Annotated in this window: 21 protein-coding genes and 1 pseudogene; 14 read left to right on the top strand and 8 right to left on the bottom strand. The window is 70.2% G+C overall.

Going from position 1 to position 22,804, the window contains the following annotated elements; all coding sequences use genetic code 11:
• Nucleotides 1-132 precede the first annotated feature (132 nt).
• Together DRB96_RS16570 and DRB96_RS16565 are read right to left on the bottom strand one after the other, a co-directional pair.
• Entirely contained in the window at nt 133-1,095 is a 963-nt protein-coding gene (locus DRB96_RS16570) for a hypothetical protein (RefSeq protein ID WP_112449165.1), read from the bottom strand.
• 30 nt (nt 1,096-1,125) lie between these two features.
• Entirely contained in the window at nt 1,126-1,539 is a 414-nt protein-coding gene (locus tag DRB96_RS16565; RefSeq protein WP_112449164.1) for a hypothetical protein, read from the bottom strand.
• Between the two features lie 260 nt (nt 1,540-1,799).
• Between DRB96_RS16565 and DRB96_RS16560 the strand changes: the two genes are divergently transcribed.
• The 4 genes from DRB96_RS16560 to DRB96_RS16545 all read left to right on the top strand — a co-directional run bounded on the left by DRB96_RS16560 (nt 1,800) and on the right by DRB96_RS16545 (nt 3,567).
• Nucleotides 1,800-2,252 carry a hypothetical protein gene (locus DRB96_RS16560; RefSeq protein ID WP_162688568.1) on the top strand — a complete coding sequence of 151 codons (453 nt, stop codon included), beginning with the start codon at nt 1,800-1,802 and terminating at the stop codon, nt 2,250-2,252.
• 170 nt (nt 2,253-2,422) lie between these two features.
• On the top strand, nt 2,423-2,785 hold the full coding sequence (locus DRB96_RS42995; protein ID WP_162688567.1) for a hypothetical protein: 363 nt from the start codon (nt 2,423-2,425) through the stop codon (nt 2,783-2,785).
• 96 nt (nt 2,786-2,881) lie between these two features.
• Nucleotides 2,882-3,124: a hypothetical protein gene (locus DRB96_RS16550; RefSeq protein WP_112449162.1), complete on the top strand. Its 243-nt coding sequence runs from the start codon at nt 2,882-2,884 to the stop codon at nt 3,122-3,124.
• Nucleotides 3,121-3,567, top strand: a complete 447-nt coding sequence (locus DRB96_RS16545; RefSeq protein ID WP_204357748.1) for a DNA-binding protein — start codon at nt 3,121-3,123, stop codon at nt 3,565-3,567. Before DRB96_RS16550 ends, DRB96_RS16545 begins: the two co-directional genes overlap by 4 nt.
• Nucleotides 3,568-3,629: 62 nt before the next feature.
• Here the strand turns inward: DRB96_RS16545 and DRB96_RS16540 are convergent, their stop codons facing one another.
• Nucleotides 3,630-4,913: a geranylgeranyl reductase family protein gene (locus tag DRB96_RS16540; RefSeq protein WP_112449161.1), complete on the bottom strand. Its 1,284-nt coding sequence runs from the start codon at nt 4,911-4,913 to the stop codon at nt 3,630-3,632.
• Between the two features lie 97 nt (nt 4,914-5,010).
• On the opposite strand from DRB96_RS16540, the gene DRB96_RS16535 reads away from it, so the two are divergent.
• Nucleotides 5,011-5,541 (top strand): GNAT family N-acetyltransferase, encoded by a 531-nt coding sequence (locus tag DRB96_RS16535; RefSeq protein ID WP_112449160.1) that lies wholly within the window; start codon nt 5,011-5,013, stop codon nt 5,539-5,541.
• Between the two features lie 60 nt (nt 5,542-5,601).
• Here DRB96_RS16535 and DRB96_RS16530 read toward each other — a convergent pair whose 3' ends face one another.
• Nucleotides 5,602-6,513 carry a glutaminase gene (locus tag DRB96_RS16530; RefSeq protein WP_112449159.1) on the bottom strand — a complete coding sequence of 304 codons (912 nt, stop codon included), beginning with the start codon at nt 6,511-6,513 and terminating at the stop codon, nt 5,602-5,604.
• A 6-nt stretch (nt 6,514-6,519) separates the two neighbouring features.
• Nucleotides 6,520-7,212: a demethylmenaquinone methyltransferase gene (locus DRB96_RS16525; protein WP_112449158.1), complete on the bottom strand. Its 693-nt coding sequence runs from the start codon at nt 7,210-7,212 to the stop codon at nt 6,520-6,522.
• A 160-nt stretch (nt 7,213-7,372) separates the two neighbouring features.
• Between DRB96_RS16525 and DRB96_RS16520 the strand changes: the two genes are divergently transcribed.
• Both DRB96_RS16520 and DRB96_RS44640 read left to right on the top strand, forming a co-directional pair.
• Nucleotides 7,373-7,792 carry an arsenate reductase ArsC gene (locus DRB96_RS16520; protein ID WP_112449157.1) on the top strand — a complete coding sequence of 140 codons (420 nt, stop codon included), beginning with the start codon at nt 7,373-7,375 and terminating at the stop codon, nt 7,790-7,792.
• Nucleotides 7,793-7,796: 4 nt separating this feature from the next.
• A pseudogene (locus DRB96_RS44640) lies at nt 7,797-7,949 on the top strand (thioredoxin-disulfide reductase); the annotation flags it as partial.
• Nucleotides 7,950-8,190: 241 nt separating this feature from the next.
• On the opposite strand, the gene DRB96_RS16510 reads toward DRB96_RS44640, so the two are convergent.
• Entirely contained in the window at nt 8,191-8,592 is a 402-nt protein-coding gene (locus DRB96_RS16510) for a hypothetical protein (protein ID WP_162688463.1), read from the bottom strand.
• 114 nt (nt 8,593-8,706) lie between these two features.
• On the opposite strand from DRB96_RS16510, the gene DRB96_RS16505 reads away from it, so the two are divergent.
• Complete coding sequence (locus DRB96_RS16505; RefSeq protein WP_239516005.1) at nt 8,707-9,156, top strand: winged helix-turn-helix transcriptional regulator; 450 nt, start codon at nt 8,707-8,709, stop codon at nt 9,154-9,156.
• On the opposite strand, the gene DRB96_RS16500 is transcribed toward DRB96_RS16505, so the two are convergent.
• Nucleotides 9,137-10,729, bottom strand: coding sequence for an oleate hydratase (locus tag DRB96_RS16500; protein WP_112449155.1), 1,593 nt, complete (start codon nt 10,727-10,729; stop codon nt 9,137-9,139). The genes DRB96_RS16505 and DRB96_RS16500 overlap by 20 nt on opposite strands.
• 439 nt (nt 10,730-11,168) lie before the next feature.
• Nucleotides 11,169-13,241, bottom strand: a complete 2,073-nt coding sequence (locus tag DRB96_RS16495; RefSeq protein ID WP_112449154.1) for a S8 family serine peptidase — start codon at nt 13,239-13,241, stop codon at nt 11,169-11,171.
• 397 nt (nt 13,242-13,638) lie between these two features.
• Between DRB96_RS16495 and DRB96_RS16490 the strand changes: the two genes are divergently transcribed.
• From DRB96_RS16490 to DRB96_RS16465, 6 genes are all read left to right on the top strand, one after another.
• Complete coding sequence (locus DRB96_RS16490; RefSeq protein ID WP_162688462.1) at nt 13,639-14,949, top strand: helix-turn-helix transcriptional regulator; 1,311 nt, start codon at nt 13,639-13,641, stop codon at nt 14,947-14,949.
• Between the two features lie 386 nt (nt 14,950-15,335).
• Complete coding sequence (locus DRB96_RS16485; protein ID WP_112453475.1) at nt 15,336-16,541, top strand: S8 family peptidase; 1,206 nt, start codon at nt 15,336-15,338, stop codon at nt 16,539-16,541.
• A gap of 131 nt (nt 16,542-16,672) precedes the next feature.
• Nucleotides 16,673-18,010, top strand: coding sequence for a M14 family metallopeptidase (locus DRB96_RS16480; RefSeq protein ID WP_112449152.1), 1,338 nt, complete (start codon nt 16,673-16,675; stop codon nt 18,008-18,010).
• 258 nt (nt 18,011-18,268) lie between these two features.
• On the top strand, nt 18,269-18,955 hold the full coding sequence (locus DRB96_RS16475; RefSeq protein WP_112449151.1) for a triacylglycerol lipase: 687 nt from the start codon (nt 18,269-18,271) through the stop codon (nt 18,953-18,955).
• 56 nt (nt 18,956-19,011) lie between these two features.
• Nucleotides 19,012-19,407, top strand: a complete 396-nt coding sequence (locus DRB96_RS16470) for a peptidoglycan-binding domain-containing protein (RefSeq protein WP_112449150.1) — start codon at nt 19,012-19,014, stop codon at nt 19,405-19,407.
• Nucleotides 19,408-19,724: 317 nt separating this feature from the next.
• Nucleotides 19,725-22,697, top strand: a complete 2,973-nt coding sequence (locus tag DRB96_RS16465) for an AAA family ATPase (protein WP_343234523.1) — start codon at nt 19,725-19,727, stop codon at nt 22,695-22,697.
• Nucleotides 22,698-22,804 lie beyond the last annotated feature (107 nt).

The following is a 22,804-nucleotide window of genomic DNA, read 5'->3' as shown; positions in this document are numbered from 1 at the left end:
CTGAAGGCCGGTACTCCCCCGCCCGGGGTCGAGTACCGGCCTTCCTGCGGCTCCGGGGCCGTCCGGCCGCTTCCTGCGGCTCTGGGGGGCCTTCCGGGGGCGCTGAGCGCCGCCCCGGGCCCTGGCGGCCCCTCAGGCGACCTCGGCCGCCAGCCTGAAGCGGGCCTCGCGCTGCGCCTTGTACAGGGCGAGCGTCTGGGCGTGCTCCTCGGCCAGCCGCTCCTGGTAGGCCCGCTCGACCGCCGCCCAGATGCCGACGAGGTTCACCTCCTGCTTGCAGGCGACGTCGGCCTTGGCCGCGTTGACGGCCTTGGGGCCGCCCTGGTCTCCCTGCAGGCCGAGCTCCTCGATCACGTCGTACGGGGTCTTGATCCCGCTATAGCCCGATCCGCCCATGCACGCCGACCACTTCTCCAGCACGGCGAGCACGCGCGAGTCGTTCTTGGACCGGTCGTGCGCCTCCCCGGCCAGCCCGAACGTGAAGAGCAGGTCCACGCTGTCCTTCGTCGGCGCGTACAGCTTGCGGTAGGCCTCCCTGCCGCACCCGCCGGCCGGCACCTTGGCCCCGCCGGCCGTCAGGCCGCTGTCCACGCCCGCGGCCTCCTCCTCGTTCATGGCGTCGGGGGCCCGCCCGCCCGCCGCGCCCCGCGGCTCGCCGTTCATGACGGCGTACGCGCTGTCGGTCAGCTCGGGGGCGGCGGGCTTGGCGCGGGTCCCCGCGCCCGCGTTCGGGTCGTACCCGTAGGAGGCGGCGTAGGCGAGGTCGGCGGCCCCGAAGAGGGTGCGGTGCCGGTCCTCGGCTCCGCGCCCGCCGGCGGGCTCGGCCGACTTCAGCCCCTCGTACGCGAACCCGTACCGGGCCATGCACCGTGCGAGCAGGCGCTGCTGCACCTGCCCCATGCGGATCGACTCGGCCTCGGTGTCCGTGTACGCGTCCATCGGCAGGGCCAGCGCGGCCGTCGGCGGATTGACCTCGACCGGGCCGAGCTCCGGCTCACCGCCCGCGGCCCCGGCGGCGGCGCAGCCCGCCAGGAGCGCGGCCGCCGAGAGGGCGGCGAAGGCGGCGGGGGCGGTGGTGCGAAGGCGCTTGCGCATCGGGCGGAACTCCTTCGTCGGTGGCCGGGATCAGGGGTGGAGGGTGTACTTGGCCGAGCTGATCCGGTTCTTGAAGGTGGTGGAGGCGTTGCCCTCGTACTTCGAGGGGATCTCCCCGACGTTGCCGCCCAGGTCCTTGTCCGTGCCGACCTTCCAGGCGTAGACGTCGCGGTTCCGGTAGGACTCGGTGTTGTCGTTCACGCTCGCGCCGCTTCCGGAGCAGCCGCCCCGGAAGGTGTCGTCGGAGAAGTTCACGTCATTGGTGACCAGGTCGAAGACGCAGCCGGTCCGGCCCGCGTAGTAGAAGAGCCCGAATTCCTGGTCCTCGAGATTTCCGTCCCGGGCCGATGCGACCGAAGGTCCGGCCGCTCCCAGGAGAACGGCGCCGATGGAAAGGGTGGCGGTGGCGGCTCCGGCCACCAGCTTGAGAAGCGCCTTCTTCATCACGTATTCCTTGCCCTTCGGGTGAAATGCGGATGGTGCACCGGGCTCGGGCCGGAGAATTCGACCCGGCCGGAATTCAACAGTCCGTCACCGACCATGAGCAAGCAGTTTCTGGCCTGATGGGTCGTCAAAACAGTTGTCTCATAGCCAACTTGTTCACCTCTGGCACGGCTGCCTACGATCGCCCGACGGTCTCGCGGGCCCGCGCCCCGATCCGGACGCGCCAATTCCGTCGCCAACTCCACTAGGGAATCCCGCTCGTGCGCGCACTCCATTTCGCCCCTTTGCTCGCCCTTTCCCTTTCGATCACGGGGTGCGGGGACGGCAAGGGGGAACCGAAGTCCGAGGACAGTCCGCCCCCGAGTGCGGCCGAAATCGCTTACTACGACTGCCTGAAGCAGAACGGCCAGCCCGTCGTGGTCCGGGATTCCGGAATGCCGTACGAGGACAAGACCCGGCCGTGGAACGAGGCGGCGCACGAGGCCTGCGCGGCGAAGCGGCCGGCGCGGCCCGAGCCCGAGCGGATCGGCCCCGAGCGGCTGGCCGCGCTGCGGCGGGAGTCCACGTGCCTGCGGGCCGAGGGCCTGGCCTGGTACCCCGACCCGGACCCGGTCACGGGCGGGATCGACGACCGGGCCGCCACCGCCGAGCAGTGGGCCGACCTCAAGCGGAACCACGCCGCGGCGCTCGGGAAGTGCCGCGGGGCGGGCTGAGCCCGCGGGGTGCGGAGTGCGGGGTACGGGTGCGGGGTACGGGTGCGGGGTACGGGTGCGGGGCCCGCTGCGGTGTCCGTCTGCTGGGCGGGCGCCCGTACCGAACCGGCCGCACCCCTGCGAAGATGGCCGGGCGAGCACGCCCGAGTCAGCCCAGGAGGTGGTGATCCGTGATCACCAGGCCGTCCGACGAAACCCCCGGCCACGGCTCCGCCGCCCGGCCGCCCGCCGGCCACGCCGCGGCCCCGGCCGCCGACCCCACCGCCGTCCGGGCCGCCGGCGGGCTCGGCCTGCTGGCCCTGGGCGGCTGGCTGCTGACCACCGCCCGCCCGTGGCAGAAGCCCAACTCCCCGATCACCCTCGGCCTCGACTGGACGGCCTCCGGGGCGCTGCTGATCTGCGGCCTGGTCCTGCTGACGCGCTGCATCCGCACCGTCCACGCCGCGCCCGAAGCCCCGTACGAACCGGCCGCCGACACCCCCCACGACCAGCCGGTCCGCCCGGAAGACCTCCCCCCGGCCCAGCCCGCTTGACGGCTCCACCCCGGATCAGGCCTTGGGGGCCACCCTGGTTCCACCGGGGTAAGGATCGGACGGGAAATTTCCTACCAGCGGTGATACGTTTTAGATATGAGCAGCCACGTAGCCCCCCAGTCCGCCGAGCGGGCCGGCAAGAGATCGGTGTCGCTGGCGCAGTCGTTGATCAAGGAAGTCGAGGAGCGCACCGGCAAGAGCGGCTTCTCCTCCGTCGTGGCCGAAGCCCTGGAGGAATGGCTCGCCGCGCAGAAGCTACGCGAGGTCGTGGCGGCCGACCGCAAGGCTTTCGGCCCCGTCTCCGCCGAAGCGCGGCGGCAGGCGGAACAGGAGTGGTGAGCAAGCGCCTCAAGATCAAGGCCAAGAGCGAGGGCACGCTGGTCCTGGACGCCCAAGGGCTCTCGCTGCACGTCGACGGCGACGAGGGGATGCGTGCGCGCATCGAGATCGCTCAGCAGAGCGGCCGACGAGTGGCACTCTCTGCCCTGACGCCCTTGGAAGTACGCCGAAACGGGGAGGCCGTCGAGCGGCTCCAGTTCCTGCTGTCCCGGTTCGACGTGAAGCCGGTCACCGACGCGGTGACGGAAGCCGCGGCAAAGCTGCTGGACGTCTCGGGCCTCGACGGACACGAATGCCTCGTGGACGCACTCGTGGTCGCCACGGCCTCGCTCTGCACACCCCCGGTACTGCTCGTCACGTCCGACACGTCGCACATCCCGGCGCTGTGCAAGGCTGCCGAGGAACTTCCCGGCTCCCCTAGGGTGAAGATCGTCAACGTCTGAGAGAGCCCAGCCATGTACGCCCGGGTCGCGCGGCCTCGTGCCGTGCGACCCGGGCTGAACGGTCAGGCCTTCGGGGCCACCTTGGAGAGGCCGTTGATGACGCGGTCCATCGCGTCGCCGCCCGTCGGGTCGGTCAGGTTGGCCAGCATCTTCAGGGTGAACTTCATCAGCACCGGGTGGCTCAGGCCGCGCTGGGTGGCGATCTTCATGACCTTCGGGTTGCCGATGAGCTTCACGAACGCGCGGCCCAGCGTGTAGTAGCCGCCGTAGGTCTCCTTGAGGACCTTCGGGTAGCTGTGCAGGGTCAGTTCGCGCAGCGACGGGGTGGCGCGCGAGTGCGCCTGGACGATGACGTCGGCGGCGATCTGGCCCGACTCCATCGCGTAGGCGATGCCCTCGCCGTTGAACGGGTTGACGAGGCCGCCCGCGTCACCGACGAGCAGCAGGCCCTTGGTGTAGTGCGGCTGGCGGTTGAAGGCCATCGGCAGGGCCGCGCCGCGGATGGGCTGCGTCATGTTCTCGGGCGTGTAGCCCCAGTCCTCCGGCATGGACGCGCACCAGGCCTTGAGGACCTCGCGCCAGTCCAGCTCCTTGAAGGCGGAGGAGGAGTTGAGGATGCCGAGGCCGACGTTGGAGGTGCCGTCGCCCATGCCGAAGATCCAGCCGTAGCCGGGCAGCAGCCGGTCCTCGGCGCCGCGCCGGTCCCACAGCTCCAGCCAGGACTCCAGGTAGTCGTCGTCGTGCCGGGGCGAGGTGAAGTACGTGCGCACGGCCACGCCCATCGGGCGGTCGTCACGGCGGTGCAGACCCATCGCCAGCGACAGCCGCGAGGAGTTGCCGTCGGCCGCGACGACGAGCGGGGCGCTGAAGGTGACCGGGGTCTTCTCCTCGCCGAGCTTCGCCGTCACTCCGGTGATGTGGCCGGTACGGGGATCGCGTACGGGCTCGCCGACGTTGCAGCGCTCGTAGAGGCGGGCGCCCGCCTTCTGCGCCTGGCGGGCCAGCGTCTCGTCGAAGTCGTCGCGCTTGCGGACGAGTCCGTAGTCGGGGAAGGAGGCCAGCTCCGGCCAGTCCAGCTGGAGGCGCTGGCCGCCGCCGATGATCCGCAGGCCCTTGTTGCGGAGCCAGCCCGCCTCCTCGGAGACGTCGATGCCCATCGACACCAGCTGCTTGGTGGCGCGCGGGGTCAGACCGTCGCCGCACACCTTCTCGCGCGGGAACGCCGTCTTCTCCAGGAGCAGGACGTCGAGTCCGGCCTTGGCCAGGTAGTAGGCGGTGGTCGAGCCGGCGGGCCCGGCCCCGACGACGATCACGTCCGCGGAGTGTTCGGAGAGGGGCTCGGTCACTGCGGGGTCTCCCGAAGGCTCGATAAGGGGTGCCCAACGGCACAAGACACGTGCAGTCTATGCAGCGAGAGAGATCACGATCCGAAGGGCTGCCCTGATGACCACCTCGCCGACCCGGCCACTGCCCGCCGTACAGCTCCGCGTGCCCACCGACGAGGACGCGCGCGCGTGGCACGGCGTCTTCGACGACCCCGAGGTCATGGAGTTCCTCGGAGGTCCCGCCGAACTGTCGGCCTACGAGGAGTTCACCGCGCGCCAGCGCATGCACGACGCCCAGCTCGGCTACTGCCTGTGGACGCTGCTGGACGCGGAGGGCGGGGTCATCGGCTTCACCGGGGCCCAGCCGTGGCCCGCGGAGAAGGCGTGGGGGCCGGTCGGGGAGATCGAGATCGGGTGGCGGCTGGGACGCTCCGCTTGGGGCAAGGGGTACGCGTACGCGGCTGCGCTGGCGACGGTGGAGCGGGTGCGGGAGGCGGGTGTCCCGGAGGTGGTGGCGATGATCAGCGACGAGAACCTGCGGTCGATCGCGGTCGCGGAGCGGCTGGGGATGACCTTGGCGGAGCGGTTCCCGCTCCCCGGCGGCACCCGGTACGGCCGGCGCTACACGCTGACCCTGCGGGACGAGTAGCGCCACCGCCGCGCGGGGCCGGCCCGCCGCCGTCCTGGGGCTCGGGCCGGGCCCCGCGCGTCAGAAGACCGACAGGCCCGTCAACGTGGTGAAGCGGTCCAGGGCGGCGACGGCCGCCACCGAGTTGCCCTGGGGGTCCAGGCCCGGGCTCCACGCGGCCAGCGTGCACGCGCCGGGCACGACCGCCACGATGCCGCCGCCGACGCCGCTCTTGCCCGGCAGGCCGACGCGGTAGGCGAACTCCCCCGCCGCGTCGTAGGTTCCGCACGTCAGCATGACCGCGTTGATCTGCTTCGCCTCGCTGCGGGTCAGCAGCCGCGTGCCGTCCGCGCGCAGGCCGTGGCGGGCCAGGAAGCGCCCGGCGCGGGCCAGGTCCGCGCAGGACATCTCGATCGAGCACTGCCAGAAGTAGTGCTCCAGCAGGGCCGGCACCGGGTTGTCGAGGTTCCCGTAGCTCGCCATGAAGTGGGCGAGCGCCGCGTTGCGGTCACCGTGCTCGGACTCGGAGGCGGCGACCTCCGGGTCGAAGCCGAGGTCCTCGTTCTGGCTCTCCTCCCGCAGGAAGCGCAGCAGTTCGCTGCTCGCGTCGCCCGTCAGCGTCTGGAGCCGGTCGGTGACCACGAGCGCGCCCGCGTTGATGAACGGGTTGCGCGGGATGCCGTTCTCGTACTCCAGCTGCACCAGGGAGTTGAAGGGGTTGCCGGAGGGTTCCCGGCCGACCCGCTCCCACAGGCTGTCGCCGCCCTCGGCGAGCGCGAGGGCCAGCGCGAACACCTTGGTGATGGACTGGGCGGAGAACGGGGTGCGCCAGTCGCCCACCCCGAAGACGTTGCCGTCGAGGTCGGCGACGGCCATCCCGAACTGCCGGGGGTCCACGGACGCCAGCGCCGGGATGTACTCGGCGGGCGCCCCGCTGCCGACCAGCGGGGCGATGTCCTTCGCGACCTGCTCCAGCAGCGCCTGGTAGTCCACGGGAAACTACCCCTTGGTACCGCGGTGCAGGGCCACGATGCCGCCGCTCAGGTTGCGCCAGGCCACCTTGGACCAGCCGGCCTTCTGCAGCAGCGCGGCCAGCGCCGGCTGGTCGGGCCAGGCGCGGATGGAGTCGGCGAGGTAGACGTAGGCGTCCGGGTTGGAGGAGACGGCCCGGGCCACCGGCGGCATCGCGCGCATCAGGTACTCGGTGTACACGGTCCGGAAGGGCGCCCAGGTGGGCTGCGAGAACTCGCAGATCACGACCTGGCCGCCGGGCTTCGTGACCCGGTACAGCTCGCGCAGGGCCGCGTCGGTGTCCTGGACGTTGCGCAGGCCGAAGGAGATGGTCACCGAATCGAAGACCCCGTCCTTGAAGGGGAGCCTCGTCGCGTCGCCGGCGGTCAGCGGGAGCCAGGGGTTGCGCTTCTTGCCCTCGCGGAGCATGCCGAGGGAGAAGTCGCAGGGGACGACGTACGCGCCGGTCGCGGCGAAGGGCAGCGAGGACGTCGCCGTCCCGGCGGCCAGGTCCAGGACCAGGTGCCCGGGGCGCGCTCCGACCGCCTTGGCGACCTCCTTGCGCCACAGGCGGGCCTGCCCGAGGGAGAGGACGTCGTTGGTGAGGTCGTAGTTCGCCGCCACGTCGTCGAACATGGAGGCGACTTCGTGCGGCTGCTTGTCCAGGGAAGCGGTGGTCACTGGCGTTGGCCCCTCGGGTACGGGTACGGGTACTGCGGACCGCCGACCAGGCGGGCGGACGGGCGGTCCGGCGGGTGCACCGCCATTCTCGCAGGCCCGCCCTCCCCCGCGCGCCCCCGCACACCCCCACCGCAGTCGCCTCACCCCAAGGAAGAAACAGATGTCCTCCGCTCCTGCCGCCTCCGTCCTGTTCGTCTGCATCCACAACGCGGGCCGCTCCCAGATGGCCGCCGGGTTCCTGCGCCACCTCGCCGGCGACCGCGTCGAGGTCCGCTCCGCCGGCTCGGTCCCCGGAGAGCAGATCAACCCCTCGGCCGTCGCCGCCATGGCCGAGCTGGGCATCGACATCTCCGACCAGAAGCCGAAGGTCCTCACTCCGGAGGCCGCCCAGGCGTCCGACTACATCATCACGATGGGCTGCGGCGACGCCTGCCCGTACTTCCCCGGCAAGACGTACCTCGACTGGCAGCTGGAGGACCCGGCAGGCCAGGGCGTCGAGGCCGTCCGCCCCATCCGCGACGAGATCAAGGGCCTCATCGAGGGCCTGATCGCGGAGATCGACGCCAAGAAGCAGGCCTGACCCCGTGACCGACGTGACGACCACCGCCGCCGACGGCATACGCAACGTCATCATCATCGGCTCCGACCCCGCCGGATACACCGCCGCCCTCCACACCGCCCGCGCACAGCTGAAGCCCTTGCTGTTCGGCAGCTCGATCTTCGTCGGCGGCTCGCTTCCGGCTCGGGTTCGGAGCAGTCGCGGGCTCTCCCATCCCGGCCTGTCCCGCAGACTGTGCACGGCTGTGCCCCCGAGGGCCTTGGGTGCTCTCGGGGGCACAGTCTTTTCCGTTTTCTACCACCAGCAGGGCCAGCAGTGGCAGCACCACGTGCTGACGTGCACGTACACGCTCACGACGACATCCATCCTGATCACCTCCTCCCTCCCCCGGAATCCCCCCGAGTGGGCCGTCGCCTGGGTCAGGTTGTGGCGATGGCCAGATCTGAGGTGGCGTGCGCGATGTCGGTGTGGACGCCCGCGGTGACCTTGTAGGAGCAGCGGGCCACCAGCAGGTCCCCGTCGTTGGCCGTATTGGCCGCCAGGCTCGGGAAGTCCGCGCGAAGCTGCTCGCGGCGGACATCGTGGGTGGGGGTAAGGGGGATGGCCAGGGTCTGGGTGCCGATGACCTGGTTGGTGGTGAGGTTGGTGACGGTCACGATCAGGCGGTGGGCGTTGGCGAAACCGTTCAGCTCGGCGCCGATCTCGATGTCCGCGATGACGTCGTACGGGCCGCCGGTGGTGATGGTGTCGGCGGTGAACAGGGTGCCGTCGTCCGCGAAGCACAACTGCTTCACGCTGGCGTCCCAGGTACCAGTAGGCATGTCGCTCGTGTCCCCTTCCCTTGCGAGGGCCCCTGGCAGGGGCTCCCGTTCCCCCGTTGTCCCACCACACCCACGGGAGCGGTAACGGCTCACGGCAGGGGAGCGCGGAAGCCCGTGGGCGGCGAGAAGGTGAACGGGCGCCGGTACACGCTCCGGGCGGAGGTTGAGCATGGTGGGGTCGTCGTTGATGGCCGGGGTCTGGCGGATCGCGTCGAGGACGGGCTGGATGAGCTTCATGCCCTCGCGGGCGCGGCGGTCCAGAGCTATTCACCCTCATGCTCGCGTCGGGCACCCACCGGTTCTCCGCCCTGTGCGACGCGGTTGCGGGCATCACCCCCCAAGGCCCTGACCGTCAACCTCCGCGAGACCGAACGGGACGGCCTGGTCGACCGCAAGGTGTACGCCGAGGTGCCGCCGCGTACCGAGACAGCCCTCACGTCGTTGCGCGACGGCGCGATCGGCCCCTTCGCCGCGATCCGGAACTGGGCCGAGAGCCAGGCGGCCGAGTTCCACCGTGTGATCGGTGCGACGGAGCGCGGGCGGGTCAGGCGAAGGCCGTCTTGAGGGCGGTCCAGGCGACCTTCGGGTCGGAGAGGCCGTGGTAGATCGGCGGGATCTCCCGGTCGATGCCGAAATGGTGGTAGACGGCCATCATGGCGCTGCGCACCGAGTACTCGACGGTGAAGACGACACCCTCGGGGATCTCGACGAACTGCCCGAGGAAGGCGAAGTTCTCGGCGCCGTCGGGGATCACCAGCGGGCGGTCCTCGACGACCCTGCGCTGGAACTGCGCGTCGATGTAGGGCATCTGGACCGTGGTGACCTTCGTCGTCCGGTGGACCTCGTCGGCGATGTCGTCGAATCCGAGATGGCCGAGCAGCTCGTCCAGGATTTCGGCGCCGGTGCAGTCGTCCATCTTCTTGGGCACGTGGTCGCCGGGTACATCTCCGAACAGCGAGTAGCCCCAGAGCGTGTAGGTGTTCTCCTTCTGGTGCGCGAAGTGCGGCTGCGCGGGGACCACGATCGACAGCAGCCACCGTGAGTCCTTCCACGTCATCAGCGCGCCCTCGCCCGGCACGTTGTCCGTGTAGGCCTGGATGCGGTCCAGCAGCGTGCGGCTGCTCATCGTGAGCGTGAACGACTGCCACTTGGTCTCGTCGATGTTTCCGCAGAATGCCGTGGGGCGCCCGAAGTCGTCGGCCTTCTTGGCGATCGTCTCCCAGAGCTGCCAGGAGCCGTCGCGTTTGTCCCGGATGAGCGGCGCCACCGTGTTGCTGTCGCCGTAGGTGGTGTCGGAGGTCATCGAGCCGTTGGTGATGAACACGTAGTCGTCGGGGCCGAGGTCGATGATCTCGGTGTTCCCCTCGCCGCGGTCGAGGTGGATCCGCGATGCCCGCCTGGCCCGCGCCCCCGCGAACTCGATGTCGGTGACGGTCACTCCGAAGTCGGGATGCACCCCTTGGCTCTCCACCCACGACTGGATGGGCCGGATCACCGAGTCGTACTGGTTGTACTTGCTCCGCCGCACGGGAGACAGGGTGTGGAGTTGATCGAACATGTGGGCGAAACGCAGGAAGTAGCGTTTGAGCTCGATGGCGGAGTGCCAGTTCTGGAACGCGAACGTGGTGCGCCACATGCACCAGAAGTTGGACTCGAAGAAGTGCGGCTGGAAGAAGTCGTCGATGCGGCGCGCACCGATGACGCGCTCGGGCAGGGCCAGCAGCCGCGTCAGGTCGGCCCGGTCGCGGGCGTCGAGGCCGAGCTTGGAGGCGTCCGGGATGGACCGGTCCTTCAGGATGATCCGAGCCTTGGCGTTGGTCGGGTGTGCCGTGTTGAACGCGTGGAACTCATCGAGGACCGAGACGGTGGGATTCTCCAGTGAGGGGACCGTCGCCAGGAGGTCCCACAGGCAGACGTAGTACATGGTCTCGAACATCCGGCCGCCGCGTGTGACGTAGCCGCCTTCGGGTGTCGGCGCGGGCGCGCCGTCCATCGAGCCCCCGGCGATCCGGATCTGCTCCAGTACGTGGATGTTCTCCCCGCGCACACCCGCGTCGCGGATCAGGAACGCGGCCGCGGCCAGACTCCCGACCCCGCCCCCGACGAGATAGACCTGCGAGTTCGCCGAAGCCGCCATGATGAACCTTCCAGATGCCACAGATGTTGCCAATCATCGGAAATCGGAGCCTAGGTCGCGCCGGCACCGGTTGCCCTGTGACGCTCAGAGCACCAGCCCCGAATGGGGGGTTCTTCGGCCGGACGGCCCCGACCAGAGGCGCCCGTGGGGTGTCCGCCCACGGCGTCACCGCGCAGCGGTACAGGGTGGTGGAGGCTCCCGCCACCTCGGACCTGCGTGCCGTCGAGGCGTCCAACTATGCCTCTGCCACGACCGCACGGCGGGGCCAGAGGTTGGCGCGTTCCATTCCGGAAGCAAAGCGGCGTCGACCAACCTGTTCTCCTGTTCGAGATCAGTGAACTGGGCGGGTAGTAGCTGACTTTCGCTTCGCGTAAGCGCGTCAGCCCTCTCGACCGGTTCCGGTCGAGAGGGCTGACGCACCTGGGTGTTCAGGCGGGCGTCAGAACTTGAGGCTCCAGGCATCGAGGTAGCCGGAGTCGCCGCTGTACCAGTCGGTGACCTTCAGCTTCCAGGTGCCGTTGGCGGTCTCGGAGGAGGCGTTGACGGTGTAGGTGGCGAGGATGTTGTCGGCGCTGTCCCAGCCGTCGATGTTCTTGAGGCGGTAGCTGGTGCCGTCGGGGGCGATGAGGTCGATGATGACGTCACCGCGGTAGGTGTGCTTGATGTCGACGGCGACCTTGAGTGTGGTGGGGGCGTTGCCGCTGAGGCCGGTGACGGGGATGGAGCTGGTCACGTTGCCGGGGTCGGGGATGTTGAGGTTGGTGGTGTTCTCGAAGTAGCTTCCGCCGCCGGCGTTGTTGACGGTCCAGGTGAAGCTCTCGCTGTCGGAGGGGCCGGTGCTGTCGGTGGCGGTGATGGTGACCGTGCTGGTTGCGGCGGTGGTCGGGGTTCCGGAGATGAGTCCGGTCGAGGTGTTGAGGGTCAGGCCGGCGGGGAGGCCGGTGGCGCTGTAGGTGAGGGTGCCGCCGGCGGTGGTGGTGGCCTGGATCTGGAGACTGGCGGCGGTGTTGACGGTGCTGGTCTGGTTGCCGGGGTTGGTGACGGTCACTCCGCTGACAGGGGTGCCGGCCACGGCGCGGGCGGTCTTGTCGGCGTCGGCGAGGCCCGCTCCGCAGCCTCCGGAGCAGGTGCCCGGCATGGGCCGGGTGTTGGCCTTCATGGTCGATTCGACCTGGGCCGGGGTCATGGCCTTCTCGCCGAGCATGAGAGCGGCGAGGCCGGCGACGTGCGGGGAGGCCATGCTGGTGCCGCGGTAGAAGGCGTAGGACTCGGCGGCCGGGCCCTGTGCGCCGCTGTTGAGCGTGGACAGGATGCGGCCCGGGTCGTCGGCAGCGCTGCCGTCGCCGCCGGGGGCGGCGAGGTCGATCTTGGCTCCGAAGTTGGAGTAAGAGGCGCGGTTGCCGGCCCGGTCCGAGGCGGCGACCGAGATCACGTTGTTGCAGCTGGCCGGGGTGAAGCCGGAGACGTCCTTGTTGGAGTTGCCCGCCGCGACGACCACGGAGGTGCCGCGGGAGACGGCGCTGCTGATGGCGTTCTGGGTGGTGGAGTCGCAGGCCGCCTCGCCGCCGAGGCTCATGTTGATGACCTTGGCGGGGGTGGAGTTGGCGGGCACCCCGCTGACGGTGCCGCCCGAGGCCCAGATGATGGCATCGGCAATGTCGGCGGAGGTGGCTCCGCAGCGGCCGAGGACGCGGACGGGCTGGATCTTGGCGTTGTACGCGATACCGGCCACGCCCTTGCCGTTACCCGTGACAGCGGCGATCGTGCCGGCTACGTGGGTGCCGTGCCAGGAGGAGTTGCGGGCCTGCCCGAAGGTGCAGTCGCCGGCCTTGGACCCGTCGCCGGGGTCGGCGGAGTCGGCGTCGCGGCCATCGCCATCGTTGGCGTTGTTGGCGTCGGAGATGAAGTCGTAGCCGGGGATGACGTTGGCGGCCAGGTCCGAGTGGGCGACGTAGCCGGTGTCGATCACGGCGACGGTGACGCCAGATCCTCGCTTGGTCGCGACGTCCCAGGCGGTGTCCACCTTCATCCCGGCAGCGGCCTCGTGGAAGTCCCACTGCTCGTTGTATCGGGTGTCATTCGGGGTGGAGAACGCCTGCAGGACGGTGTTCGGTTCGACGAAGGCGACATCGTCGCGCGCCGCGAACCGCTCCATCAGGCGCCCGGCCTGCTCCGGGCTCAGCGTTCCCGGAGTCTTCACCAGCACCCCGCCGGTGGCCAGCCGCCGCTCGAGCCCGGCCTGCCGCTTGTCGGCCTTCGCGACCGCCGCGACTGCCTTCGTGGCCTCCGCGTCGGAGCCGGCGGCTGCGGTGCCCTGGCGGAAGCCGACGATGAACCCGTCGTAGGTGCCGGCGGCGGGTAGGACGGGGATCTTCAGGGCCTGCGCCGGTGCCTGGCCGGGGCTGGCGGCAGCCGGTACGGCCTGGGCGCCGAGCAGCGCGGCGGTGGCGACGACACCGGTGGTGATCGCGATGGATATCCGGCCGCGCTTGCGGCCGAGAGCGGATCGCATGTGGCTCCTCATGGGTACGGGAAGACCCGGTCCGCACGCGTCGTCACCACCTCGGCGCATCTCAGCCTTCGGTGGTTCGGACCGCGCTTTGAAAACGGGGCCGCCGATCTGGAAGTGCACAGGGGCGAGGCAACGGCGACCCTCCGCCCGGAGAGGGCTGCGGATGGGCGCGGGGCCGGACACACACCCCCCACGGGCGTACCGGACCTCATCACGGATTCTCGCGCCCATGCTGTAAACAGCAGTTACGATCGCCGTTACCTCGCTTGGTGGCGAGTCTGCTGTCGGCCCTCGAAGAACGTCAAGAGGATGAACGCAAGCTGCTCCAACCGGAGTTGGAGCAGCCCGGCGCCAGGTGCCGCAATCCGGAATTTGGGGAGGGCCTAATATGACGGGCATGTCCGACGATGCGTTCCCCCTGGGCGCCGATGTGGCCGGGATCGGCTCCCGGATCCTGCGTCTGCGCACCCTGCGCCAAGCGACCCAGGCTCACTTGGCCGGGGATGCCTTCACCCGTGCCTACGTGTCGTCGATTGAAGGGGGCAAGCGCACCCCGTCCCCCCGCGCTACCTCCCATTTCGCCGAGCGGCTCGGCGTCACCATGGAAGACCTTTGCTACCCGTACGAGCCCGGCCAACGGCGGGATCTGCGGAACTCGCTCGCCGAAGCCCGGCTCACTCTTTCCCGGGGCGAAGTGGCGCAGGCGTCCGAGGCGTACCAGGAGGTGGTCTGCGCCGCAGGCCTGCACGACGACCCGGAGCTCGACGCCGCGGGCCACTGCGGGCTGGGACTGGCCGCCCGGCACCAGGGGGACCCTGACCGGGCCCTAATGCTGTTCACCAAGGCCGAAGAACTGCTGGCCGGGCAGCCCCTGAACGTCCGACTGCCCGCCGTGATGGGCCGGATGGGAGCTCTGTTCGCCCGCGGCGCGATCACCGACGCGCTCGCGCTGGCGGAGGACCAGCTGCGCACAGCACAGCAGACCGGACAGATCGCGGCGCAGTTCGCACTGCGCGCCGCGACCGTCCTGCCACTGGTTGAGCGAGGCGACATCGACCAGGCCGCTGCCGCTGCCGCCGCCGCACTGGCGATCGCCCCGCAGGTGAAGGATCCCGACGTCCTGGCACAGGGCTACTACCACGTCAATCGCGTACTGGCCGCTCAGGCTCGGTACGAGGAAGCCGAACAAGTGCTCACCCGGGCGGTAGCCCTGTACGGGCACCTGCGGCTGCGCACCGAGGTCGGCATGTGCCACTTCGCCCAGGGCTACCTCTCCGCCCGCCGGGGAGACCTCCATCAAGCCGAGGAGCGCCTGCGCCACGCGGCAGCCGTCTTCGCGGAAACCAAGGCCCTGCCCCGCCAGGTCAATGCCACCGCGGAACTCGCCGAAGTCCTGCGCCGGATGGGCGATACCGAGAAGGCCGGCGCCCTGGTGGAGGAGTGCCGCGCTCTGTCGCACGACTACCACGACCCGGAACAGGCCGCGGAGCTGGACCGCATCGGCGCGCACATCGCCGTGGACCGCGCCGACGACGCCGGCGCCGAGGCACTCTTCCACGGGGCGATCGACCGCTACCAGGCCATAGGAGCCACGCTTGAAGTCGCCACGACCTGCCGGATCCTCGGAGACCAAATGATCCAGTGGGGGCGCACCGGCGAAGCCGCGGTCGTCTACCGGCGCGGGCTGATGGCTCTGGAGAGTACATAGCCACCCCAAAGCCCTCCGGTCTTTCTCAATCGGGTCATACCAGTACTGATCATGCCGCAGGTCCAACCCGTCTGAAGTGCAGGTCTCTTGACGCGCCGCCAGACGGACGGCAGACTTCCACCCGGCGGGGTAACAGTCACCGATAGTCCTGTTGACAGATGCGGCGCGCCTGCCGGGTTCTCCACACCGATGCCGTCCCAAAGGTGAGACTCGGACCTGCGGGCGTCACGGCCTTCGGGGGGCAACAGGCATCGTTCGGGCCGCTGTTACCCCGCCCGCCCCACCCGGCACCACGCACCGTGCCCCAACCGCGCCCCTATCCAGGGCGCGGCGCACTGCAGCCATACGTGTCCGCAATCCGGTCAACGAAAGGTCTGGTGCACCACATGCGTCCCCTCACACGCCGACTGAGCGTCCTTGTACCCGCGTTACTGCTCACGGCGGGCATACAGGTCGCCGGCTCCACGGCCCACAGCGCACCGCCCACTGCCGGCGACGTCCGGTTGGCCGCGAGCGAGAGCGCGATCTCCGACAGCTGGATCGTCGCCCTCAAGGCCAACACCACGTCCATCGACGCGGTCGCGGGCGAGCTCACCCGCCGCAACAACGCCCGCCTCACGCACACCTACCGCAGCGCGCTGAACGGCTTCTCCGCGACGATGACACAGGCCCAGGCGCGAGCACTCGCCGCCGACCCGCGGGTCGCCTACGTCGAGCAGGACTCGAAGGTCACGCTCACCGCGACGCAGAACAACGCGACGTGGGGCATCGACCGGATCGACCAGCGCAACCTGCCGCTGAGCGGCACGTACACGTACAACACCACCGCCTCCAATGTCCACGTGTACGTCATCGACACCGGACTGCGCACATCTCACAGCGAGTTCGGCGGCCGGGCGTCCATCGGCACCGACACGGTGGGCGACGGCCAGAACGGCAATGATTGTCAGGGACATGGCACCCACGTCGCGGGTACGGCCGCCGGTTCCACCTACGGTGTCGCCAAGGGCGCCGCGATCGTCGGCGTACGGGTCCTGGACTGCAACGGTTCGGGCAGCAACTCTGCCGTCATCGCCGGCGTCGACTGGGTCACTGCCAACGCCATCAAGCCGGCCGTCGCCAACATGAGCCTGGGCGGCGGGGCGAACACCACCCTCGACAACGCCGTGAAGAAGTCCATCACCTCCGGCGTGACCTACTCCCTCGCGGCCGGCAACGGCGACTTCTTCGGCAACCCGCAGAACGCCTGCAACACCTCGCCCGCCCGCGTCGCCGAAGCGATCACCGTCGGCGCCACCGACAGCGCCGACAAGCGCGCCTCGTTCTCCAATTACGGCACCTGCCTGGACCTGTTCGCCCCCGGCGTGAGCATCACCAGCGCCTGGAAGGACAGCAATACCGCCACCAAGACCATCAGCGGCACCTCCATGGCCGCCCCCCACACCGCCGGCGCCGCCGCCCTCTACCTTGCGGCCAACCCGACGGCGACACCTGCCCAGGTCCGTGACGCCCTGGTGAACGGCGCCACCACCGGCAAGGTCCAGGACCCGAAGACCGGCTCCCCGAACAGGCTTCTCTACACGCTGTTCTGACATCCGTAAGGCCGGAGCGGGGCCCGTCAGCCCCGCTCCGGCCCGGATCCCGCCGGACTCCCGGCCGACGGCCCTCCCCCGCGTCGGCCGGGACCTCACGCAGACGTCACCCCCACACTCCAGGAGAAGCCATGCGACTTCGCATCCGGAGCAGGAAGACCGCTACCCTCGCGGCCTTACTGGCTCTCGCGGTTGCCACACCGCTGAGCGTCACCGCCACCGCATCAGCCCCGTCCCGGCCGTCCACGGCGACCGTCGACGAGGACATCAGGCAGTACGAGATCCACGGCCCCGCCACCGTCGCCGCCCGCACCGCGCTCGCCGCGACCGGTGTCTCCATCGACGAGGTGGACGCCCGCTCGGTAGTCGTCAGCGCCGACACCGGGGAGGCCAAGAAGCTGCGCGCGCTCGGCTACCAGCTCGAGGCGCTGCCCGGGCCGCCGGCCCGTACCGACGGACTCGCCATCGCACCGATGGACTTCCCCACGGCCGACTCCAAATACCACAACTACGCGGAGGCGATGGCGGAGATCGACCAGCGCATCGCGCAGTACCCGAGCATCATGAGCAAGAAGGTCATCGGCAAGTCCTACGAGGGCCGGGACATGATCGCGATCAAGATCAGCGATAACGTCGCGAGCGACGAGAACGAGCCCGAGGTCCTCTTCACCGCCCATCAGCACGCGCGCGAGCACCTGACCGTCGAGATGGCGCTGTATCTGCTGCGCGAGTTCGGCGAGGACTACGCGAGCGACTCGCGCATCGCCAATGCCGTCAACGGCCGCGAGATCTGGATCATCCCGGACCTCAACCCGGACGGCGGCGAGTACGACATCTCCACCGGCTCCTACAAGAGCTGGCGCAAGAACCGCCAGCCCAACGCCGGCTCCTCCGCCATCGGCACGGACGAGAACCGCAACTGGGACTACAAGTGGGGCTGCTGCGGCGGCTCCTCCAGCAGCAAGAGCTCCGACACCTACCGGGGCGCCGCCCCCGAGTCCGCCCCTGAGGTGAAGGTCGTCGCCGACTTCGTCCGCAGCCGCGTCGTCGGCGGGAAGCAGCAGATCAAGGCAGGCATCGACTTCCACACGTACAGCGAGCTGGTGCTCTGGCCCTTCGGGTACACCACTGCCAACACCGCGACCGGCATGACCCAGGACGACCGGGACGCCTTCGCGAGCGTCGGCCAGAAGATGGCCGCCAGCAACGGCTACACCGCCGAACAGTCCAGCGACCTCTACATCACCGACGGGTCGATCGACGACTACCTGTGGGGCAGCCAGAAGATCTTCGGCTATACCTTCGAGCTGTACCCGACCGGCTTCGGCGGCGGCGGCTTCTACCCGCCCGACGAGGTCATCGAACGCGAGACCAGCCGCAACCGCGACGCGGTACTGCAACTGGTCGAGAACGCGGACTGCATGTACCGCTCCATCGGCAAGGAAGCCCAGTACTGCGCCGCGCCCTGACCGCGGCCGGCTGACCTGACCCGACCGGCGCCTCCGGGCCTCACCGCCCGGAGCGCCTCGGCGATGGCGCGATGCGTGTGCGCGATCATCCGCGTCGTCCGGCACAGGCGACACCACCCGAACGCTCGGTATCGCGTCCCCGCAGTGGAGCCGCGGTGCCGAGCGTGCCTGCAGGACGGCGTCCCTTGCCCAACCCGCTGCGCCCCTCTGTTGCCACGCCCGGTGCCCCTTCCCTCGCCCGAGATCCGGAGTCTCGCCATGCCCATCTCATCCCGCGCCGCACTCGTCGGCGCACTCGCCGCCGGCCTTCTCGCCGCCCTCTCACTCCAGACGCCGGCAGCCGGCGCGCAGCCCGCCGCGGCGGCACCCGATCCGATCGTTTTCGTACACGGCTGGAACTCCAGCGGATCCACCTGGGACACCATGGCCGGCCGGTTCGCCACCGACGGGTGGCCGGTCAGTCACCTCGACAAGTGGACGTACAACACCAGCCAGTCCAACGCCACCACCGCCTCCCAGCTCTCGGCGGAGATCGACCGCGTCCTCGCCGCAACCGGCGCGACCAAGGTCGACGTCGTCACCCACTCCATGGGTGGCCTGTCCTCCCGCTACTTCCTCAAGAACCTCGGCGGCGACACCAAGGTCGACGCCTGGATCTCCCTTGGCGGCCCCAACCACGGCACCGACACCGCTAATTTCTGCGGCGGCGCCTCCTGCACGGAAATGCGCCCCGGATCCACGTTCCTGAACGCCCTCAACTCCGGCGACGAGACCCCCGGCGCTTCCCGCTACGCCACCTGGTGGTCGCCCTGCGACAGCACGATCAACCCCGACAGCAGCGTTGCCCTCACCGGCGCCACGAACACCAAGACCGCCTGCCTGAGCCACGGCGCACTGCGCACCGACACCACCGTCTACGGCCAAGTCAAGTCATTCGTCGGCTGACGGGCCGCAGGCCACCGCACGGCACGGCACGCAGGACCCCGTCCCAAGGAGACCTCATGCGCAAGAACTTCGCCGCGCTGGCAGCCACGCTCATCGCGGGAGGCCTACTGGGCATCGCTCCCCTCAATTCGGCTGCCGCCGCCACCCCCACCTGCGACTGGGTCGCCTCGTACGCCGGGGCCTGGGTCCCGATGTACAAGGCCGGCAACACCGTGAACTGCAACATGGTGCGCGGCACCAACAGCCCGGCCGTCCAGAAACTCCAGCACTCCATGAACCTTTGCTACGGCGAGAACCTCGTCGAAGACGGCGACTTCGGCGGAAGGACCCGCGACGCTCTCATCCGTACCCAGCAAAAGGCCGGAACCGCGGCGGACGGCGAATACGGACCCAACACCCGCAAGGCAATGCTCCACCAGGCCATCAACGGCGGCTGCATCCGCGTTCCATAACCCGCCCCGCTCACACCCGACGCCCTCCCACCCTCTTCCGGGAGGGCGTCAGCGGCTTCGGGGGTCCCCCTGAAAGATGGACGCGATATCTACCTTTTGTGCGAGGGTGGCGGCATGCTGTGGCACGTCGAGTACCGGCCACAGATACGGCTCGTCCGGAGCGGAGTTGAATATCGCGTCCGCTGCCTGCCGCGAGGGGGCGCACCTCGGAAGAGAGACCGCGGCTTGAGGGACCGGGCGCGGTATCGCCCGACTACGTCGGCAAGCCGATCACGCTGGGTGCCGACCCTCTCGCCGTTCATTACGCCGATCTCGACGTGCCCAGATGGCGGTCCGGGGTATCGCATTCGGCTCAGGACGTGCCGAGGGGCAACGTGGGCGTGACGCCAGAGCAATGCCGCGAACGCGAACCGACCCGGCCGCCGCATTGGACCAGGCCGGCCGCGTGGTCCACACTGGTTGGCCGGGATGCCGAACGGCGTCTGCTCATGGCGGGCGCGTTCAGCCCTCGGGCCCTGCTCGTGGTCGAGGGCGAGGCCGGCGTCGGCAAGACCCGGCTGGTCGCCGAGCTCCTCGATGACAGGGCCGGCACTGGCCGGCGCATTCTGTTCGGCCAGTGCTACCAGTCTCACGAACCGTTCCCGCTCGCCCCGGTCGTGGAGGCGCTGCGGTGTCTACGCGGTGTGCCGTCGTGGACGCTGCCGTTGAACCCGGTGGTCGGGGCTCTGGTGCCGCTGCTTCCGGAGCTCGCGGAGCACCTGCCCTCGGCTTTGCCGCCGCTGGGCGACCGAGGAGCGGAGAGACACCGGCTGGCGCGGGCAGTCCGGGAGCTGTTGTGCGCATCGGGTCCGACGCTGCTCGTCCTGGAGGATGTCCACCTGAGTGACACGCATACCCAGGATGTTCTGCAGTACGTGATGCGTCACATGCCACACCAACTGAGCATCGTGCTGACAGTGCGGCGGGAGGAGCTGGCGGACGCATCACCGCTGGGGCGTCTCTTCACCGAGTTGTCCGCCCGCGGCAGTCTCACCGAATTGCGCCTGGCACCGTTGGATGTGGCCGGGGTGGGGGAGCTGGCCGGCCTGCTCGTCACCGATGAGGCGATGCCGGCCGGGTTCGTCGAAGCCTTGCACGAGCGGACCAGGGGACTGCCGTTCGCGGTCGAGGTGATCACGCGGGCGATGCGGGACGAGCGGGCGGCGATTGGTGACGGTCCCGGGTGGTCGAGCCGGTCTTTGACGGAGTTGGACCTGCCGCCCGCGCTGCGCCGTTGGCTGCTCGACCGCCCGGCGCGCCTGGCGCCGGACGGGCAGCTGGTCGTACAGGCCGCCGCCGTACTCGGCCGGCCGGCGACCGGGGAGTCGCTCGCCGCGGTGGCCGGGCTCTCCCGGCGGCGGGCGACGAACGGACTGTCGGTGGCATTGGCGAGGACCCTGCTGTGCGAACACGGCGAGGGCCGCTACACCGTGCGCCACCCGCTGGTAGCCCAGGCCGTCTACGAGTCGTTGCCGACCCTGCGCCGACGCGAAATGCACACCCGTGCGGTACACGCGCTGCGGGCCGCACCGGGACCGCCGTCACTGCCGCAGCTCGCCCACCACGCCCGGTGGGCAGGCGACGCGGCCCAGTGGCGGCACTACGCCGAGGCGGCCGCCGATCAGGCCATGGCCGCGCGCAACGAATCGGCCGCCGCCCCCCTGCTGCTGGCCGTGCTGTCCGATCCTGGCCTGCCCTCGGACGATCGGGTTCGGATGGCGGTAAAGCTGAGCCGTGCGGCGTGGGCCGGTGTGGACCACGTCAAGACCGTCGCCGTGCTACGCCGCGCCCTCGCCGAGCCGATGCCCGCCGAGGTACACGGCGAGCTGCGGCTCAACCTCGGGTTGCTGCTGCGCAACCAGGGCGGCGCCGGCCACACCGCGATCGACGAGATCGCCTGCGCGGTCACCGAACTGCGGCACCGGCCCGCCCTGGTGGCCCGCGCGTTGGCCTCACTCGCCGTGCCCGTCGCGATCGACGGCGCCAGCCTGGGCGAGCACCTGGAGTGGCTGCGGCAGGCCACGGCGGCCGCACACCGGGTGCGTGACCCGGTCATCGTCACCGCGGTGCTGGTCAACCGTGCCTGCGCGCTGATGTCCTCGGGCGACTCCGAGGCCTGGCAGGTGGTCGAGACCCTGCCGACCGCGGAAGCAACTCCGGCGCAACGGCTGCACCTGGCCCGTGCCTGCGTCAACCTGGCGCAGTCCACAAACAGCCTCGGCCACCACCGCGCCGCCGAGGAGTTCCTGCACCGCGGGCAGGAACTCCTCGCCGAAGCCGACGCCCCCTACCTGACCGGCATGGCCGAGTCCGGCCGGCTGATGCTGGACTGGGCGGTCGGTCGGTGGACCGGGCTGCGCGACCGGGCCCTGTCCGCCTCGGCCCGCCTCGCCGACCAGGCCGCACCCGCGGCCGAGGCGCAGTTGGTCGCCGGCCTGCTCGCCTTGGCCGCCGGCGACGTGCCCGAGGCCGTACGGGCACTGCGAGCAGCGGTGCAGGCCAACCCCAACGGTTGGGTACCCGTGCTCGCGGCCGCGCGGGCGGCGCTGGTGCGCGCGGGCGGTACGGCCGAGGACACCGCCGAGGCGTACCGACTGCTCGACGCGATCCGGCGCAAGGGCGTCTGGGTCTGGGCCGTGGACGTGGCGCCGGTCGTCGTCGAGGCCATGGTCCGCGACGGTCGGCTCGGCGCCGCGGAGGAGGTTGTGGCGGAGTACGCCGCGGGCATCGCCGACCGCGACAGCCCCGCCGCGTTGAGCGCACTCGCGGTGTGCCGCGCCGTGCTCGCCCAGGCGCGCCGGCGCTATGGCGAGGCCGAGCAGCGCTACGCCGAGGCGGAGGCGCTCTACCGCGCCCTGCCCCGGCCGTACGAGGCGGCGCGGGCCGTGGAAGCGAGGGGCGCGTGCAGGTTCACCGCCGGGCGTGACGGGCTGGACGCGCTGAAACAGGCCCTCACCGAGTTCGACGCGCTGGGCGCCGGCTGGGACGCCGCGCGCTGCCGGCTGACCCTGCGCAAGCACGGCGTCGCCGTGCCGCACCGCAGAGGTCCCCGCGGGTACGGTCGGCAACTCTCGCCCCGCGAACAGCAGGTTGCCGAACTCGCCGCAGCCGGTATGACCAACCGGGAGATCGCCGCCGCCCTCTACCTGTCGCCCCGAACTGTCGAGCAGCACATGGCCGGCATCATGCACAAACTGGACGTCAGCTCACGCCAGGCGATCGCCGCGACGATGACATCCCGTCAGCAGTAGGTAGGCAGCCGCTATCTCCTGCGTATCCCTACGTATTGCTGTGGGCACCGTGCAAACGACATGGTCCTCTCGGGTCGAACCCTCCACCCCGACCCCCACCGGGAGGA

The sequence above is a fragment of the Streptomyces sp. ICC1 genome (genome assembly GCF_003287935.1).
Classification (GTDB): domain Bacteria; phylum Actinomycetota; class Actinomycetes; order Streptomycetales; family Streptomycetaceae; genus Streptomyces; species Streptomyces tritrimontium.
This window is presented reverse-complemented; position numbering and strand designations above follow the sequence as displayed.

Bases quoted from the DNA above. Each gene is read 5' to 3' on its own strand.
- DRB96_RS16490 (WP_162688462.1), top strand. From the start codon at position 13,639: ATGTCCGACGATGCGTTCCCCCTGGGCGCCGATGTGGCCGGGATCGGC.
- DRB96_RS16495 (WP_112449154.1), bottom strand. From the start codon at position 13,241: ATGCGATCCGCTCTCGGCCGCAAGCGCGGCCGGATATCCATCGCGATC.
- DRB96_RS16470 (WP_112449150.1), top strand. From the start codon at position 19,012: ATGCGCAAGAACTTCGCCGCGCTGGCAGCCACGCTCATCGCGGGAGGC.
- DRB96_RS16510 (WP_162688463.1), bottom strand. From the start codon at position 8,592: ATGCCTACTGGTACCTGGGACGCCAGCGTGAAGCAGTTGTGCTTCGCG.
- DRB96_RS16480 (WP_112449152.1), top strand. From the start codon at position 16,673: ATGCGACTTCGCATCCGGAGCAGGAAGACCGCTACCCTCGCGGCCTTA.
- DRB96_RS16550 (WP_112449162.1), top strand. From the start codon at position 2,882: ATGAGCAGCCACGTAGCCCCCCAGTCCGCCGAGCGGGCCGGCAAGAGA.
- DRB96_RS16500 (WP_112449155.1), bottom strand. From the start codon at position 10,729: ATGGCGGCTTCGGCGAACTCGCAGGTCTATCTCGTCGGGGGCGGGGTC.
- DRB96_RS16520 (WP_112449157.1), top strand. From the start codon at position 7,373: ATGTCCTCCGCTCCTGCCGCCTCCGTCCTGTTCGTCTGCATCCACAAC.
- DRB96_RS16485 (WP_112453475.1), top strand. From the start codon at position 15,336: ATGCGTCCCCTCACACGCCGACTGAGCGTCCTTGTACCCGCGTTACTG.
- DRB96_RS16565 (WP_112449164.1), bottom strand. From the start codon at position 1,539: ATGAAGAAGGCGCTTCTCAAGCTGGTGGCCGGAGCCGCCACCGCCACC.
- DRB96_RS16475 (WP_112449151.1), top strand. From the start codon at position 18,269: ATGCCCATCTCATCCCGCGCCGCACTCGTCGGCGCACTCGCCGCCGGC.
- DRB96_RS16535 (WP_112449160.1), top strand. From the start codon at position 5,011: ATGACCACCTCGCCGACCCGGCCACTGCCCGCCGTACAGCTCCGCGTG.
- DRB96_RS16570 (WP_112449165.1), bottom strand. From the start codon at position 1,095: ATGCGCAAGCGCCTTCGCACCACCGCCCCCGCCGCCTTCGCCGCCCTC.